This is a genomic window from Actinoallomurus sp. CA-142502, assembly GCF_050936355.1.
In the GTDB taxonomy this organism is placed as follows: domain Bacteria; phylum Actinomycetota; class Actinomycetes; order Streptosporangiales; family Streptosporangiaceae; genus Actinoallomurus; species Actinoallomurus iriomotensis.
On the sequence record NZ_JBNJMY010000001.1, the window covers coordinates 8,842,448 to 8,857,955 of the forward strand.

12 protein-coding genes are annotated in these 15,508 nt (G+C 71.0%); 9 read left to right on the forward strand and 3 right to left on the reverse strand.

Translation table 11 applies throughout. From position 1 onward, the window contains the following. Positions 1 to 59 precede the first annotated feature (59 nt). On the reverse strand, positions 60 to 1,667 hold the full coding sequence (locus ACQEV1_RS41255) for a glycoside hydrolase family 13 protein (RefSeq protein ID WP_433401969.1): 1,608 nt from the start codon (positions 1,665 to 1,667) through the stop codon (positions 60 to 62). Positions 1,668 to 1,787: 120 nt separating this feature from the next. After that, the gene (locus ACQEV1_RS41260) at positions 1,788 to 2,807 is read right to left on the reverse strand and encodes a LacI family DNA-binding transcriptional regulator (RefSeq protein ID WP_285574053.1); all 1,020 of its coding nucleotides are present in this window, start codon (positions 2,805 to 2,807) and stop codon (positions 1,788 to 1,790) included. 202 nt (positions 2,808 to 3,009) lie between these two features. Between ACQEV1_RS41260 and ACQEV1_RS41265 the strand changes: the two genes are divergently transcribed. From ACQEV1_RS41265 to ACQEV1_RS41275, 3 genes are all read left to right on the forward strand, one after another. After that, on the forward strand, positions 3,010 to 4,746 hold the full coding sequence (locus ACQEV1_RS41265) for a carbohydrate-binding module family 20 domain-containing protein (RefSeq protein ID WP_433401971.1): 1,737 nt from the start codon (positions 3,010 to 3,012) through the stop codon (positions 4,744 to 4,746). A gap of 61 nt (positions 4,747 to 4,807) precedes the next feature. Beyond that, on the forward strand, positions 4,808 to 5,806 hold the full coding sequence (locus ACQEV1_RS41270; RefSeq protein ID WP_433401973.1) for a hypothetical protein: 999 nt from the start codon (positions 4,808 to 4,810) through the stop codon (positions 5,804 to 5,806). Next, entirely contained in the window at positions 5,803 to 6,126 is a 324-nt protein-coding gene (locus ACQEV1_RS41275) for a hypothetical protein (protein WP_433401975.1), read from the forward strand. Before ACQEV1_RS41270 ends, ACQEV1_RS41275 begins: the two co-directional genes overlap by 4 nt. On the opposite strand, the gene ACQEV1_RS41280 is transcribed toward ACQEV1_RS41275, so the two are convergent. Then, positions 6,081 to 7,520: a hypothetical protein gene (locus tag ACQEV1_RS41280; RefSeq protein WP_433401977.1), complete on the reverse strand. Its 1,440-nt coding sequence runs from the start codon at positions 7,518 to 7,520 to the stop codon at positions 6,081 to 6,083. The genes ACQEV1_RS41275 and ACQEV1_RS41280 overlap by 46 nt on opposite strands. 281 nt (positions 7,521 to 7,801) lie before the next feature. Between ACQEV1_RS41280 and ACQEV1_RS41285 the strand changes: the two genes are divergently transcribed. Genes ACQEV1_RS41285 through ACQEV1_RS41310 form a run of 6 tightly spaced genes read left to right on the forward strand, consistent with a single transcriptional unit; the run spans position 7,802 to position 15,504 of the window. Beyond that, positions 7,802 to 8,791, forward strand: a complete 990-nt coding sequence (locus ACQEV1_RS41285) for a LacI family DNA-binding transcriptional regulator (RefSeq protein ID WP_285631127.1) — start codon at positions 7,802 to 7,804, stop codon at positions 8,789 to 8,791. Between the two features lie 9 nt (positions 8,792 to 8,800). Then, the gene (locus ACQEV1_RS41290; protein WP_285630854.1) at positions 8,801 to 10,090 is read left to right on the forward strand and encodes an ABC transporter substrate-binding protein; all 1,290 of its coding nucleotides are present in this window, start codon (positions 8,801 to 8,803) and stop codon (positions 10,088 to 10,090) included. 7 nt (positions 10,091 to 10,097) lie between these two features. After that, complete coding sequence (locus ACQEV1_RS41295; RefSeq protein ID WP_433401979.1) at positions 10,098 to 11,018, forward strand: carbohydrate ABC transporter permease; 921 nt, start codon at positions 10,098 to 10,100, stop codon at positions 11,016 to 11,018. Next, on the forward strand, positions 11,015 to 11,854 hold the full coding sequence (locus tag ACQEV1_RS41300; RefSeq protein ID WP_433401981.1) for a carbohydrate ABC transporter permease: 840 nt from the start codon (positions 11,015 to 11,017) through the stop codon (positions 11,852 to 11,854). The genes ACQEV1_RS41295 and ACQEV1_RS41300 overlap by 4 nt, the downstream gene beginning before the upstream one ends. Positions 11,855 to 11,863: 9 nt before the next feature. Then, the gene (gene yicI / locus ACQEV1_RS41305; RefSeq protein WP_433401983.1) at positions 11,864 to 14,182 is read left to right on the forward strand and encodes an alpha-xylosidase; all 2,319 of its coding nucleotides are present in this window, start codon (positions 11,864 to 11,866) and stop codon (positions 14,180 to 14,182) included. Continuing rightward, a complete protein-coding gene (locus ACQEV1_RS41310) occupies positions 14,179 to 15,504 on the forward strand; it encodes a GH1 family beta-glucosidase (RefSeq protein ID WP_433401985.1) in 1,326 nt (441 codons plus the stop codon). Before yicI ends, ACQEV1_RS41310 begins: the two co-directional genes overlap by 4 nt. The last annotated feature ends 4 nt before the right edge of the window (positions 15,505 to 15,508 follow it).

Consider the following 15,508-nt stretch of genomic DNA (forward strand, 5'->3'; position numbering starts at 1 on the left):
CCAACCGAAAACGGACCGGCCACCGTGGATACGGTGACCGGTCCGCGCGCTTCGGACGGCTACGGGCGCGTCCACCAGACCGCCGTGTCGGGCGGCAGCTCACCACCGTCGACCGGCGCGCTCGTCAAAAGGACCGTTCCATCGACCTCGAGCCGTACGGGGGCGGCGCCGACGTTCACCGCGCACACGAAGCCGGGGTCGCGCTCGAACAGCAGGACGTCCTCCGGGGCGTCGAGCCAGCGCAGCTCCCCGTCGCCGAGGGCCGGGTGCTCCCTGCGCACCCGGAGCGCCTCGCGGTACAGCCGCAACATCGAGCGCGGGTCGCCGGACTGGGCCGTCACCGTGAGCTCGCGCCACTCCGGCGGCATCGGCAGCCAGGTCTCCTCCACCGTCGGCGGGCCGAAGCCGAACGGCGGCTCGGCATAGGCCCACGGAATCGGCACCCGGCAGCCCTCCCGGCCGAGGCCGTTGCCCCACTGGGGGTCGAGGAGGTACTCCTGCGGCAGGTCGGTGACCTCGGGCAGGCCGAGCTCCTCCCCCTGGTAGACGTACGTCGAGCCCGGCAGGGCGAGCGTGAGCAGGGCCGCCGCGCGCGCCCGGCGCAGGCCCACCTCGCCGCCGCCGTACCGCGTGACGTGACGCTGGACGTCGTGGTTGGACAGCACCCAGGTCGTCGGCGCGCCGACCAGGCCGGTCGCGGCGAGCGAGTCGTCGATGACCCGCCGCAGGCCGGAGGCGGACCAGCCGGCCTGCAGGTAGTGGAAGTTGAACGCCTGGTGCAGCTCGTCGGGGCGTACGTAGTGGGAGAGCCGCTCGGCGTTCGGCGCCCACGCCTCGGCGACCGCGATGCCTCCGTAGGAGTCCAGCAGCCGCCGCCAGGACCGGTGGATCTCGTGCACGCCGTCCTGGTCGAAGTAGGGCAGCTCGGCGTGGCCGAGCATCTGGATCTGACCGGTGTACCCGGCGTCCGGCAGGCCCTCGGCCTTGATCATGCCGTGCGCGACGTCGACGCGGAAACCGTCCACGCCCCGGTCGAGCCAGAACCGCATGATGTCCTCGAACTCGGCGTGGACCTCGGGGTTCTCCCAGTTGAGGTCGGGCTGTTCGGGGGCGAACAGGTGGAGGTACCAGTCGCCGTCCGGCAGGCGGGTCCACGCGGGGCCGCCGAAGATGGACTCCCAGTCGTTGGGCGGGAGGTCGCCGCGGCCGGGGCGGAAGATGTACCGGTCGCGGTCGGGCGAGCCCGGCCCGGCGTCGACCGCCTTCTCGAACCACGGGTGGGCGACGGACGTGTGGTTGGGCACGATGTCGACGATGACCTTCAGCCCGTACCGGTGCGCCTCGTCGATCAGGGCCTCGGCGTCGCCGAGGGTGCCGAACTCCGGGTCGACCGCGCGGTAGTCGGCCACGTCGTAGCCGCCGTCCGCCATCGGCGAGCGGTAGAACGGCGTGAGCCACAGCGCGTCCACGCCGAGCCAGGACAGATAGCGCAGCCGGCTGCGGGCACCGAGCAGGTCACCGACGCCGTCGCCGTCGCCGTCGGCGAAGCTGCGCAGGTAGACCTGGTAGATGACCGCGTCGCGCCACCATCGCGCGTCGCGATGGGCGGACTCGGCCGCCGGATCGGCGAACTGCTGCTGAGTCAGGACCGTTCCTCGACCGCGCATTCCGCAACTCCTCCCGCAAGGACGACAGCGTGCGTGACCCCCCGAGCATGATTCGGGTTGCGCAGAATGTAACAGCGGTGAAGCCTGATTGAAATACTTGCGGAAAACTTGTGAAATGCGCTACTCCGTGTCGGCCGCGACCGGACCGGTCGAGCGGCGGACCACGAGCTCCGGGCGGAACACCAGCTCCGTGTGGGGCGACCCGACGCCCTGGATCTCGTCCAGGAGGCTGCGGACGGCCACCAGCGCCATCTCGCGCACCGGCTGGCGGACCGTGGTCAGCGGCGGGTCGATGTAGCCCATCAGCGTCGAGTCGTCGAAGCCGACGACGGAGACGTCCTCGGGCACCCGCAGGCCCTGCTGCCGCACGGCGCGGATCGCGCCGATCGCCATCATGTCGCTGCCGCAGCAGATCGCGGTGCAGTGGGCGTCGAGCAGCTCGCGGGCCGCGGCCTCGCCGCCCTCGATCGTGAAGATGGTGTTGGCGATCCAGCGGTCCACGTCGGTGACGCCGAGCCGGTCGGCCATCCCCTTGCGGTAGCCCTGCGTCTTGCGGATCACCGGGACGAACCGCTCCTGGCCGACCGCGAGGCCGATCCGCCGGTGCCCCAGCTGCACCAGGTGCTCGACGGCGAGCTCCATCGAGCCGGACTCGTCGCTGGAGACGAAGGTGGCGTCGACCTCGGCGGTGTACCCGTTGATCAGCACGATCGGCAGGCCGCGGTCGGTGAGCCGCCGGTAGCGGCCGTGGTCGGCCTGGGAGTCGCCGTGCAGCCCGGACACGAAGATGATGCCCGACACCCCGCGCTCCAGCAGCAGGTCGGTGTAGTCGTCCTCGTTGATGCCGCCGGGCGCCAGCGCGCACAGCACCGCCGTGTAGCCGTGCACCGCCAGGGTGTTCTCGATCACCTCGGCGAAGGCCGGGAAGATCGGGTTGGACAGGTCGGCGACGATGAGGCCGATCAGGCCGGCACGCGGCTGCCGCAGGCGGGCCGGGCGGTCGTAGCCGGAGGAGTCGAGCGCCTCGACGACCGCCTGCCGGGTCGCGGGCGCGACGCCCGGCTTGCCGTTGAGGACCCGGCTGACCGTGGCCTCGCTCACTCCGGCTTGGGCGGCGATGTCCGCCAGGCGCGTGCTCACGGCGTCGAATCTACCGCCGAACGTCGTTTCAGGACGGCAGTCCGTTGCGGTAAGGCCGCCGAATCCTCCGCTTCATCTTGCGCAAGTTTTCTGAAACATTGATGAGCGCTCAGGACGGAGTTACCGTCTTGGACACACAGCCGAAACAGCGGCCGCCACGTCTTCGGGGACCCCGCCATCCCTTCGCCCCAGGAGGCCCCGCATGCTGAACCGCCTCTTACCCGCCCTGACCCTCGCGCTGACGGCCGTGGCCGTACCCGCCGTCCAGGCGACACCCGCCGCGGCGTCACCGCCCGGCGACAAGGACGTGATCGCCAACCTCTTCGAGTGGAACTGGCCCTCCGTCGCCGCCGAGTGCACCAACGTGCTCGGCCCGCAGGGGTACGGCGCGGTGCAGGTCGCGCCGCCCGAGGACTCTCTGACCCGCGACGGCCACCCCTGGTGGGAGGTCTACCAGCCCGGTGACTACGACGTGAACAGCCGGATGGGCACCCGGCAGCAGTTCACCTCGATGGTCCAGGCCTGCCACGCCGCGGGCGTGAAGGTCTACGCCGACGCCGTCATCAACCACATGACCGGCCAGGGCAGCACGACGTACGGCGGCAGGAGCTTCAGCAAGTACAACTATCCCGGCATCTACTCCTCCGCCGACTTCCACGATTACCCCGCCGACTGCCCGGAGTCGGACGACCAGATCCACAACTGGAACGACTTCACCGAGGTCACCAAGTGCGAGCTGTCCAGCCTGTCGGACCTGCGCACCGAGACCGACCACGTCCGGAGCGAGATCGCCGGCTACCTCGACGACCTGCTGGGCCTCGGGGTGGACGGCTTCCGCGTCGACGCCGCCAAGCACATCGGCTCACCCGACCTGAAGGCGATCGAGTCCAGGCTCACCAGGTCCGCCTACATCTACCAGGAGGTCATGCCCGGCGGTTCCGGCGACCTGGCGCCCGGCGCCTTCGAGGGCTCCGGTGACCTGCTGGAGTTCGTGTACGGCCAGAAGCTCAAGGAGCAGTTCAACGGCAGCATCGCCAACCTGCAGAGCTTCGGGCGGTCGTGGGGCTTCGAGCCGAGCGACAAGGCCGTGGTGTTCGTGGCGAACCACGACACCGAGCGGAACGGAAGCACGTTGTCCTACAAGGACGGCGCGAAGTACCGGCTCGCCACCATCTTCTCGCTGGCCTGGGGATACGGCACGCCGCAGGTGTACTCCGGGTTCGACTTCAACGGGACCGACGACTCGCCGCCGGCCGACTCCAGCGGCCATGTGAGCGGCACGAACTGCTCCTCGGGCTGGCAGGGCTGCCTCGACCGCACGCTCGGCGGCATGGTCGGCTGGCACAACGCGGTCACGGGCACCTCGGTCACGAACTGGTGGTCCGACGGCTCGAACCAGATCGCCTTCGGCCGCGGCGCGAAGGGCTACGTGGCCATCAACAACTCCGGTTCCACTCTGAGCCGCACGTTCGCCACCGGCCTGCCCGCGGGGACGTACTGCGACGTCGTCGGCGGAGGCGTCTCGGGCGGGACGTGCACCGGCACGGCGGTCACCGTCGACGGCTCCGGCAACGCGACCTTCCAGGTCGCCCCGGGCTCCGCGATCGCGATCGACGTGGCCGCGACCGGCCAGGGCGGCGGCACCGGCAGCATCCGCGTGACGTTCGACGAGACCGCGACGACCACCTGGGGACAGAACGTCTTCGTCGTCGGCTCGATCCCCGCGCTCGGGAACTGGGCGCCCGCGAACGCCGTCGCGCTCTCCTCGGCGAGCTACCCCGTCTGGTCGGCCACGGTGACGCTGCCGACCGCCACGACCTTCCAGTACAAGTACCTCAAGAAGAACACCGACGGCTCCGTGACCTGGGAGTCCGACCCGAACCGCACCTACACGACGGGCACCGGCACGACCGCGACCGTCAACGACACCTGGCGCTAGGTTCGACCTGCGCGTTTTGTCGATCAAGCCCTCGGGTAGCGGGATATTCGGGGGCCGAGAAATGGTCGAAAGCGCACCGAAGAGGCCGCAGCCCGAGCGAGAGCCCGGCGGCGAACGTGCCGTGAAGAAGGGCACCCACCATGACGCGCCGCCACCGAAACGGACCTCGGGCGAGGGACCGGACGTCTACCTCGACGTTCCGATCCTCAAGGTCGAGGAGATTCACCTGGACGTCGAGAACCTCGAGGCCCACGTGTCCCTCAACGCCGCCGTCCTCGACCTCCTGCACCTCAGCGTCGGCGCGGACGTGTCCCTCGGCAAGGTCGACCTGGAGATCACCGGGGTGGACGCGCAGGCGCTCCTGGAGGTCCGGTTGGACAATGTGGCCGACATCGTCGACCGCGTACTCACCACGGTCGACCGGAACCCCGAGATCCTTCAGCGGATCGGCCGTGGCCTGGAGTCGGTGGTACGGGACGTCGGCGCCGGCGCCGGGCAGGCCGTCGGCGACCTCGGCACGGGCGTGGCCGGGGCGGTGGAGGACGTCGGGAGAGGCGCCGGCGGCGCGGTGGAGAACGTGGGACGAGGCGCCGGCGGCGCGCTGAAGGACGTGGGACGAGGTGCCGGCGGCGCGCTGGAAGACGTGGGCGACGATGTCGGCGGCGCGCTGGAGGGTGTGAGCGAAAGCGTCCGCGGCGAAGTCGGCGGGCTCGGGAGAGGCACGGGAGGCGCCGTCCGGGATGTGGCCGGAGGCGTCGGCGAGACCGTCCGGTCCGTGGGCGAGACCACACCGCCGGCGTCCGGGCGCCCGCCGCCGCGCGAAGCGGAAGGCGGTAGGCCACGGTGGAGACGGGAGGCTCGGCGACACCCCAGGTCCGGCCGCCCGGCCGAAGGACCGGTGGCGGGCGGTGACGAAGGGGCGGAGACGACGGCGCTCCAGGGTGCTCTCCGGGAGACCGAGGAGTCGGTCCGTGAGCTCGGCCGGGCGCTCCTCCAAGCGGCGTCCAAACGCACCCGGGCCCCGGCCCGCCCCCCGCGACGAGGGGAAGAGCGCCCGTGACCCGGCGCTACCCCCGGCGGAGGCTGCGGCGGTCGGCGGACATCGTGTTCACCGCGACCGTGCGGGCGGAGGAGCTTCGCTTCCACACCGTTCCCGACACCTCCGTGGAGTTCACCGGAGACGCCGACGCCGAGTCGACGTCCGGCAGCGTTCGTACGAACCTCCCGGACCAGGTGGCCGAGTCGGTGGTCTACCGCGACGTACGGATCGACTACGCCATCGCCGCGAAGCTGAGACGCGAGGATCGGGCGGGAGACTCCCGGCCGGCGCTCGGTCAGCAGCTCCAGTCGACCGAGGCGCTCCCGCCGTTCGAGAAGTAGACCGAACCGCTGTGGTGGCCCCAGCACCAGCCGCCGTCACGGGTCGCCGTGACGCCGGCGGACTCTCCGGCGTTCAGGTAGCCGCCGCCGCCCGCGCTGAGGCCGTCGCTCGTGCCGGTGACGCTCCAGTTCACCGGGCCGCCCGACGCGGTGACCGTGACGGTGCAGCTGCGGCGGCTGCGCATCGAGCAACCGGAGACCATCAGGGTGCCCGCCGGAGGAGGTGGCGGCGGGTTCTGCGCCGCCGGGGAGGAGGAGGCCGGGTCCGGCGTGGTCCCCGGCTTGCTGTGCTTGGGCGTCGGGGTGGGCGTGGGCGTGCCGCTGGAGTCGGACGGCGTCGGGCTCGGTGAGGTGGAGCCCCGGCCGGACAGCGGAACGCCGGAGTCGGAGGCGGACGGCGTCCCGGACAGCAGGTCACCGGACCGGGACGGCATGGCCTGGGTGTTGCCGGCGTTCTGGCTGCCGGAGCCGGCCAGGGCGTAGAAGGTGCCGCCGGCCATCGCCACGGCCAACGCGACCCCGCCCGCGACGGGCCACAGGCGCGAGCCGCTCCGTGACCGTTCGCGCGGGGCCCTCCGCTCGCCGCGGCCGGCCGCCGACTCGGCGACCGCCGTCAGCGGGGAACGCGCGTCCGCGAACCAGGGATCCTCGGCCGTGGCCGCGAGGAACTGTTCGCGCAGGTCGTCGGGGATCGCCGCGACGGGCATCGCGTCCAGCAGCCGCGCGGAGGACACCTCCAGGTCGTCGCGTGTCCCGCAGATCGGGCAGGCGGCGATGTGGCGGGCGAGGATGCCACAGGTGCGCGCGTCGAGCGGCCGGTCCGCCGGGCCGGCGAGCCCGGAGATGCTCGGGCAGTCGCCGCGGCCGGTCGTCATCACGAGGACCGCGGCGAACGCGTCGTCCAGCTCGCGCCGGGCCCGTACGACGGTCGACGCGGCCTCGTCCGGCGACGTGCGCAGGACCGGGGCGAGGTCGTCCGCGCGCAGACCGTGCCGCAGGGTGAGGTCGAGCACCTCGCGCTGCCGCCCGCTCAGCACCAGCAGCGCGGCGTGCACGAGCCGCCGGGTCGCCTCGTCCGTCGTGCCGAGCGTCGCCTCCGTGGCGAGCCGGCGCTCGGCCGGGGCCTCGGGCCGGCGACGCAGGCACACCTCGCGCGTCACGGCGTAGAGCCGGCCGCGGAACGAGCGCGGGTCGCCGCCGTTCTCGCGCATGGCCAGCAGCGCGTCGAGCAGGGCCTGACCGGCGGCCCGCTCGTCGCGCAGCAGGACGTGGCAGTAGTCGAACAGCCGCGCGGCGTACAGGTCGTACAGACGAGCCGGTGCGGCCCGGTCGGAGCCCAGCGACTCCGCGAGCCACCGGTCCTCGGCTCGTTCGATATTCGGCCAGCCGGCCACGTGTCCTCCCCATGAAGTGAAGGCGAGTCGCGGCCAACACACCCCATCCGCAACTTCAGCCGACAACCCTCCCAATAAAACCGCACTAACGCATGTCTTGCGCCGGAACACACGGAACCGCCCGCCCGCCGGGCCGGGCCGCCGCTCTCAAGATCACCTGGCGAACGCCTCCGACCTGCGGTGGGAACGCTCCCACAAATCCGGCAAAGGCTATTGCATCCGAGATGTAACGGTTTTAACATCGCGGCAGTCGAAGCGCTTCGACGCGGGAGCGAGACGTGGTGAAGATCTCTGACGTGGCCCGGCACGCCGGCGTCTCGCCGAGCACGGTGTCGTACGTGCTCAGCGGCAAGCGCTCCATCTCCGAAGAGACGCGCCGCCGGGTCCTCGACAGCGTGCGCACGCTCGGATACCGCCCGCACGCCGGCGCGCGCGCCCTGGCGAGCAGCCGCTCGAACGTCATCGCCCTGGTCGTCCCCCTGCGCTCGGGGATCCACGTGCCGGTGGTGATGCAGATGGCGATCGCCTCGGTCACCACCGCCCGCACCCACGACCACGACGTGCTGCTGCTGACCCAGGACGAGGGCGTCGGCGGGCTCGAACGCGTCGCGGGCACCGCGCTGGTCGACGCGATCATCGTGATGGACGTCGAGCTGCACGACGTACGGCTGCCGGTCCTCCGTTCGCTCGGCCGGCCGTCGGTGCTCATCGGGTTCCCGGCCGACCCGACCGGGCTGACCTGCATCGACCTGGACTTCGAGGCGGCCGGCGCGGCGTGCGCGGAGCACCTGGCCGACCTCGGCCACCGCGAGATCGCGCTGATCGGCGCGCCGCCCGCCGTGTACGAACGCGGCACCGGCTTCGCCGAGCGCACCCGGGCGGGCTTCCAGCGTGCCGCCGCCGAGCGCGGCGTCCACACGGTCGTGCGGCCCTGCGACCCTCAGGACGCCCGGTCGACGGCCGCCGGGCTCCTCCGCGACCACCCGGACCTGACCGGAGTGGTCATCCACAACGAGCCGGCCACCGAACCGCTGCTGACGGCGTTCCGCGCGGCCGGCCGCCATGTCCCCGACGACCTGTCCGTCCTCGCCATCGCGCCCGACGACCTCGCCGAGCGTCTCGGCCTCACCTCGATCGCCATTCCCGCCGACGAGCTGGGCGCCCAGGCGGTCACCCTGCTCATGGCCAAGCTGGACGGGCGGGAGGTGCCGGCGGCGACCCTGCTCCCGCCGCGCCTCGTCGTCCGGCAGAGCACTCCGCCCCTCCCCTGAGGAAACCCCATGTTGAAGACCGGAAAGACGCTCGCGGCGCTCGCCGTGGGCCTGCTGACCCTGTCGGCGTGCGGCGGCAACGGATCGAGTTCCTCGGCCAAGGAGCTCAGACTCTGGCACTACGAGACACCGGACAGCGCCATGGGGGTGGCGTGGAACCAGGCGATCAAGGAGTTCGAGCAGACCCATCCCGGCGTGAAGGTGAAGTTCGAGGAGAAGAACTTCGAACAGATCCAGAAGACCGCGCCGATGGTGCTCAACTCCAAGGACGCCCCGGACATCCTGGAGTACAACAAGGGCAACGCGACCACCGGCCTGCTCGCCAAGCAGGGCCTGCTCACCGACCTGTCCTCCGAGGTCGTCAAGCGCGGCTGGGACAAGCAGCTCAGCCCCAACGTCGCCGAGACGGCCAAGTACGACGCGAAGGGCGTCATGGGCGGCGACAAGTGGTACGGCGTGCCCAACTACGCGGAGTACCTCCAGGTCTTCTACAACAAGAAGCTGTTCGACAAGTACGGCGTGAAGGTGCCGACGACGTTCGAGGAGCTCACCGCGGCGATGGACGCCTTCGTCAAGCACGGTGTCACTCCCCTGGCCAACGGCGGCGCGGAGTACCCGGCGCAGCAGTACCTCTACCAGCTCGCCCTGAGCAGGGCCGACCGTCCGTGGGTGGACCGCTTCGAGCGCTACACCGGCAAGGTCGACTTCCACGATCCGGCATGGACGTACGCGGCGACGACCTTCGCCGACTGGGTGCGGAAGGGCTACATCGCCAAGAGCACCGTGAGCACCAAGGCCGAGGCCGCGGGCACGGCGTTCATGTCCGGCAAGAACCCGATGTTCTTCTCCGGAAGCTGGTGGTACGGCCGCTTCGAGAAGGAGATCAAGAACTTCGACTGGGACACGTTCCTGTGGCCCGGCACCAGGATGACGCTCGGTTCGAGCGGCAACCTGTGGGTGGTGCCGAAGGGCTCGTCCAACAAGCGGCTCGCCTACGACTTCATCGCCATCACGATGAAGAAGGACATCCAGAACCTGCTCGCGAACAACGGCGGCGTCCCGGTCGACGCCGACCCGGCCGGGGTCACCGACCCGAAGAACAAGAAGCTGATCGAGAACTACCGCACGCTCGTGACCAACGACGGGCTCGGCTTCTACCCCGACTGGCCGGCGCCCGGCTACTACGACGTGCTCGTGGCCGGCACGCAGAAGCTCATGAACGGCACGTCCTCGCCCGCCCAGGTGCTCGACTCGTTCGCCAAGCCGTACGACGAGAACCTGTCGAACGTCGGCCACTGAGCCACCCATGAGGCAGACGCAGACGCCCGCCGCACGCCGGCGCCGCGAGCTCACCTACGCCGTGTACCTGGTCCCCAGCGGCGTGCTGTTCGTCGCGGTCATCCTGGTGCCGTTCGTGATGAACATCGGCATCAGCCTGACCACGTGGGACGGCATCGGCAGCCCTCGCTGGGCCGGGGCGGGCAACTACACGAAGCTGCTGGCCGACGGCGACTTCTGGGCCTCGTTCGGGCACAACGTCGCCCTGGTCGTCGCCATGGCGATCGTCCCGGCCGCGATCGGGCTGGTGCTGGCCGCCGCGCTGTTCGACGTCATCGGCCGCAGGTTCGGCCCGCGGACGGCCTCGGTGCTGCGGGCGTGCGTCTACCTGCCGCAGGTGCTGCCGTTCGCCGTCGCCGGCATCGTGTGGGCCTGGATCCTGGCGCCCGACGACGGCGCGCTCAACGAGACCCTGCGCGCGGTCGGTCTCGGCTCGCTCCGCGAGGACTGGCTCGGGAACCCGAAGCTCGCGCTCTACACCGTCATGGGCGTCATGGTCTGGGTGCAGATCGGCTTCCCGCTGGTCGTGTTCATGGCCGGTCTGCAGCGCCTCGACCCCGCGCTGCACGAGGCCGCCGAGATCGACGGGGCGTCGTGGTGGCGGCGGTTCTGGTACATCACGATCCCGCAGATCCGGCCCGAGCTGTACGTCGTGCTGCTGATCTGCACGGTGGCCGCGATCAAGAGCTTCGACAAGGTCTACATCCTGACGGGCGGCGGACCGGGCAACGCGACGCGAGTGCCCGCCTTCTACTCCTGGCAGAACTTCTTCGAGAAGACGCAGGTCGGGTACGGCGCCGCGATCGCGACCGTGCTGACGCTGATCACCGTCGTGCTGACCGTGGTGTTCCTGCGGCGGCAGGCCCGCGCCGAGGAGGCGAACCGATGACGGTCATGGTGCGCAGACGGACGCCGGGGTCGTACGCGGTCCTCGTCTCGCTCATCGTGCTCGCGGTGGTGATGCTCCTGCCGTTCGTCATCATCGCCCTCAACGCGGTCAAGACGCCGGCGGAGTACTCCTCGCACGGGCCGCTCAGCCTGCCGAAGGGCGTGTACCTCCAGGGCCTGAAGGACTTCTGGGAGCGCGTCGACTTCGGCGGCAAGCTGGTCAACAGCGTGCTGATCAGCGGCTCGGTGGCGGTGCTCGCGGTGGTCCTGTCGGTGCTGAACGCCTACGCGCTCGGCATCGGGCGGGTGCGGGGGCGGGTCTCCATCATGGTGGTCTTCCTGCTGGCCAACACCATGCCGCAGGAGGTCCTCGTCTACCCGCTGTACTTCATCTCCAAGAAGGCCGGCCTGTACGACACCCGGCTCAGCGTGGTCATCATCTTCACCGCGATCCAGACCGCGTTCGGGACGTACCTGCTGTCCTCGGTGCTGTCCGCGTTCCCGCGCGAGCTCCTCGAGGCGGCCCGGATCGACGGCGCGGGCCGGCTGCGGATCCTGTGGCGGGTCGTCGTGCCGATCAGCCGGCCGACGCTCGGCGTGCTCTTCGTCTTCTTCTTCATCTGGACCTGGAACGAGTTCTTCCTCCCGCTGGTCTTCCTCATCTCCAACGAGAACCAGACCGTGCCGGTGGCGCTCGGCGTCCTGCAGGGCCAGAAGATGATGGACGCCACGACGACCAGCGCGTCCGCGCTGCTCGGCGTCCTCCCCGCGATCGTGTTCTTCCTGATCTTCCAGCGCACTCTCACCCGCGGCATCACCGTGGGCTCGGCGAAGTAAGGGGCTGGGTTGAAGTTCACCGACGGCTACTGGATGCTGCGCGACAGCGTTCAGGCCTCCTACCCGAACGGGGTCCTCGACGTCGAGACGGGGCCCGGCTCGTTCACCGTGCACGCGCCGACGCAGCCGATCCGGCACCGGGGCGACCTGCTCAGGGGGCCGGCGATCACGTTGACGTACTCCTCCCCCATGCCGGACGTGATCTCGGTGACGATCACGCACTTCGCCGGTGAGGAGCCGCGCGGGCCCCGGTTCGCGCTGCGCGAGGAGGACGCCGGCGCGGTGGTGTCGGTCGACGAGGACGCCGCGGTCCTCACCTCCGGCGCGCTGTCCGTACGGGTCGCCCGCACCGGGCCGTGGCGCGTGGAGTTCTCCGCCGACGGCCGCGTCCTCACCGGGAACGGCGCCAAGAGCACCGCGATCATGGAGACGCCGGACGGGCACCACATCCGCGAGCAGCTCGATCTGGGCGTCGACCACCACGTGTACGGGCTCGGCGAGCGGTTCGGCCCGCTCGTCAGGAACGGCCAGAGCGTCGACATCTGGAACGCCGACGGCGGGACGGCCAGCGAGCAGGCGTACAAGAACGTGCCGTTCCTCCTCACGGACGCCGGCTACGGCGTGTTCGTCGACCACCCGGGCCACGTGTCCTTCGAGGTGGCCGCCGAGAACGTGTCGCGCACGCAGTTCAGCGTCGCGGGCCAGACGATGCGGTACCTGGTCGTCCACGGTCCCGCGCCGAAGGACGTCCTCCGCCGGTACACCGCGCTGACGGGGCGGCCCGCGCGGCTGCCGGCCTGGTCGTACGGGCTGTGGCTGTCCACGTCGTTCACCACCTCCTACGACGAGGAGACGGTGACCGGCTTCATCGACGGGATGGCCGAGCGGGACCTGCCGCTCTCGGTCTTCCACTTCGACACGTTCTGGATGCGCGAGTTCCACTGGTGCGACTTCGAGTGGGACCCGCGGGCCTTCCCCGACCCGCGCGGCATGCTGGACCGGCTGCGGGCGCGGGGCCTGCGGATCTGCGTCTGGATCAACCCCTACATCGCGCAGCGTTCGGCACTGTTCGCCGAGGGAAGGGCGCGCGGCTTCCTGCTGAGACGGCCGAACGGCGACGTCTGGCAGTGGGACAAGTGGCAGCCCGGCCTGGCCGTGGTCGACTTCACCAACCCGGCGGCGCGCGAGTGGTACGCCGAAAAGCTGGCGGCGCTCCTCGACATGGGCGTCGACTGCTTCAAGAGCGACTTCGGCGAGCGGATCCCGACCGACGTCGTCCACCACGACGGCTCCGATCCGGAGCGGATGCACAACTACTACACGTATCTCTACAACGAGACCGTGTTCGAGCTGCTGCGCGAGCGCCGCGGCGAGGGCGAGGCCGTGCTGTTCGCCCGCTCGGCCACGGCCGGTTCGCAGGCGTTCCCGGTGCACTGGGGCGGCGACAGCGAGTCCACGTTCGAGGCGATGGCCCAGAACCTGCGCGGCGGCCTGTCGCTGGGCATGTCCGGTTTCGGCTACTGGAGCCATGACATCGGCGGGTTCGAGGGCACGCCGGACCCGGCACTGTTCAAACGGTGGATCGCCTTCGGCCTGCTGTCCTCGCACAGCCGCCTGCACGGCAGCTCGTCGTACCGGGTGCCGTGGCTGTTCGACGAGGAGGCGGTCGACGTGCTGCGGGTGTTCACCCGGCTGAAGGCACGGCTCATGCCGTACCTGCTGGGCGTCGCGCGCGAGGCGTACGGGCAGGGGCTGCCGATGATGCGGGCGATGGTGCTGGAGTTCCCCGGCGACCCGGCCGTGACCCACCTCGAACGCCAGTACATGCTCGGCGGCGACCTGCTCGTCGCGCCGGTCCTCTCCGCGGACGGCGAGGTCGCCTACTACGTGCCCGAGGGCACCTGGACGCACGTGCTGACCGGCGAGCCGGTCGCGGGCGGGCGCTGGGTCCGCGAGCGGCACGGGTTCTCGACCGTGCCGCTGCTGGCCCGGCCGGGCTCGGTGATCCCGTTCGGCGCGGTGGACGACCGGCCGGACTACGACCACGCCGACGGCGTCACCCTGCACGCGTACGCGCTGCCCGACGGCGCCCGGGTGACGACCGAGATCCCGGGCCCGAACGGGGAGACCGCGGCCACGTTCACGACCACCCGCGACGGCGACGTCGTCCGGGTCGCCGCCGAGGGCGCGGGCCGATGGCGGCTGCTGCTACCGGGCGTACGGCCCGCCGCGGTGTCGGTGGAGGGCGGCACGACGACGGAACACGAACAGGGCCTGCTGGTGGGGAGCCACGCAGGCGCCATCACTGTAAGGGGAGTCGCTGGATGAGCTTCGTATGGGGTGCGGCCACGGCCGCGTACCAGATCGAGGGGGCCGCCGACGAGGACGGCCGCGTGCCCTCGATCTGGGACACCTACAGCCACACGCCGGGCCGGGTACGCGACGGCGACACCGGTGACGTGGCCACCGACCACTACCACCGCTGGGCGCAGGACGTGGAGACGATGAGCGCGCTCGGCCTGGACGCGTACCGGTTCTCCATCGCGTGGCCGCGGATCCACGACCGGCGCGGGATCGACTTCTACTCGCGGCTCGTCGACGCGCTGCTGGAGCGCGGCATCGCGCCGGTCGCCACGCTGTACCACTGGGACCTGCCGCAGTCGCTGGAGGACGCCGGCGGCTGGCCGGCGCGCGACACCGCGTACCGGTTCGCCGAGTACGCCGAGCGGATCGGGGCCGCGCTCGGCGACCGGGTGCACACCTGGACGACGCTGAACGAACCGTGGTGCTCGGCCTTCCTCGGGTACGCGTCGGGCGTGCACGCCCCGGGCCGCACCGAGCCGGCGGCGGCGCTCGCCGCCGCGCACCACCTCAACCTCGCGCACGGCCTGGCCGCGCGGGTGCTGCCGGGCCGGGTGTCGGTCACGCTGAACCTGCACCACGTACGGGGCGACGCCGAGGCCGCCCGCAGGGTCGACGCGGTGGCCAACCGGGTCTTCCTCGGGCCGATGCTCGACGGCGCGTACCCCGCCGACCTCCTGGAGGACACGGCCCGCATCACCGACTGGTCCTTCGTACGCGACGGCGACGAAGCGACCATCGCGGCGCCGCTGGACGTGCTCGGCGTGAACTACTACACGCCGACGCTCGTACGGCCGTGGAACGGCGGCACGCCGCGCGCCACCGCGGACGGGCACGGCGACGGCACCGCGTCGCCGTGGGTGGGCTGCGACGACGTGGAGTTCGTCCGGCAGCCCGGGCCGTACACGGAGATGGGCTGGAGCATCGACCCGACCGGCCTGACCGACCTGCTGCTGCGCCTGCACCGGGACCACCCGGACATGCCGCTGATGATCACCGAGAACGGCGCCGCGTTCGACGACCAGATCGACGCCGACGGGCGGATCCACGACCAGCGGCGGATCGACTACCTGCGCGACCACCTCGCGGCGGTCGGCCGGGCGATGAAGGCCGGCGCGGACGTGCGCGGCTACTTCGTCTGGTCGCTGCTGGACAACTTCGAGTGGGCGCACGGCTACTCCAAGCGCTTCGGCATCGTCCACGTCGACTACGCCACCCAGGAGCGCACCTGGAAGGACAGCGCCCACTGGTACCGCGACCACATCGCCGGCAGACCCTTCGACTACTAGGAGG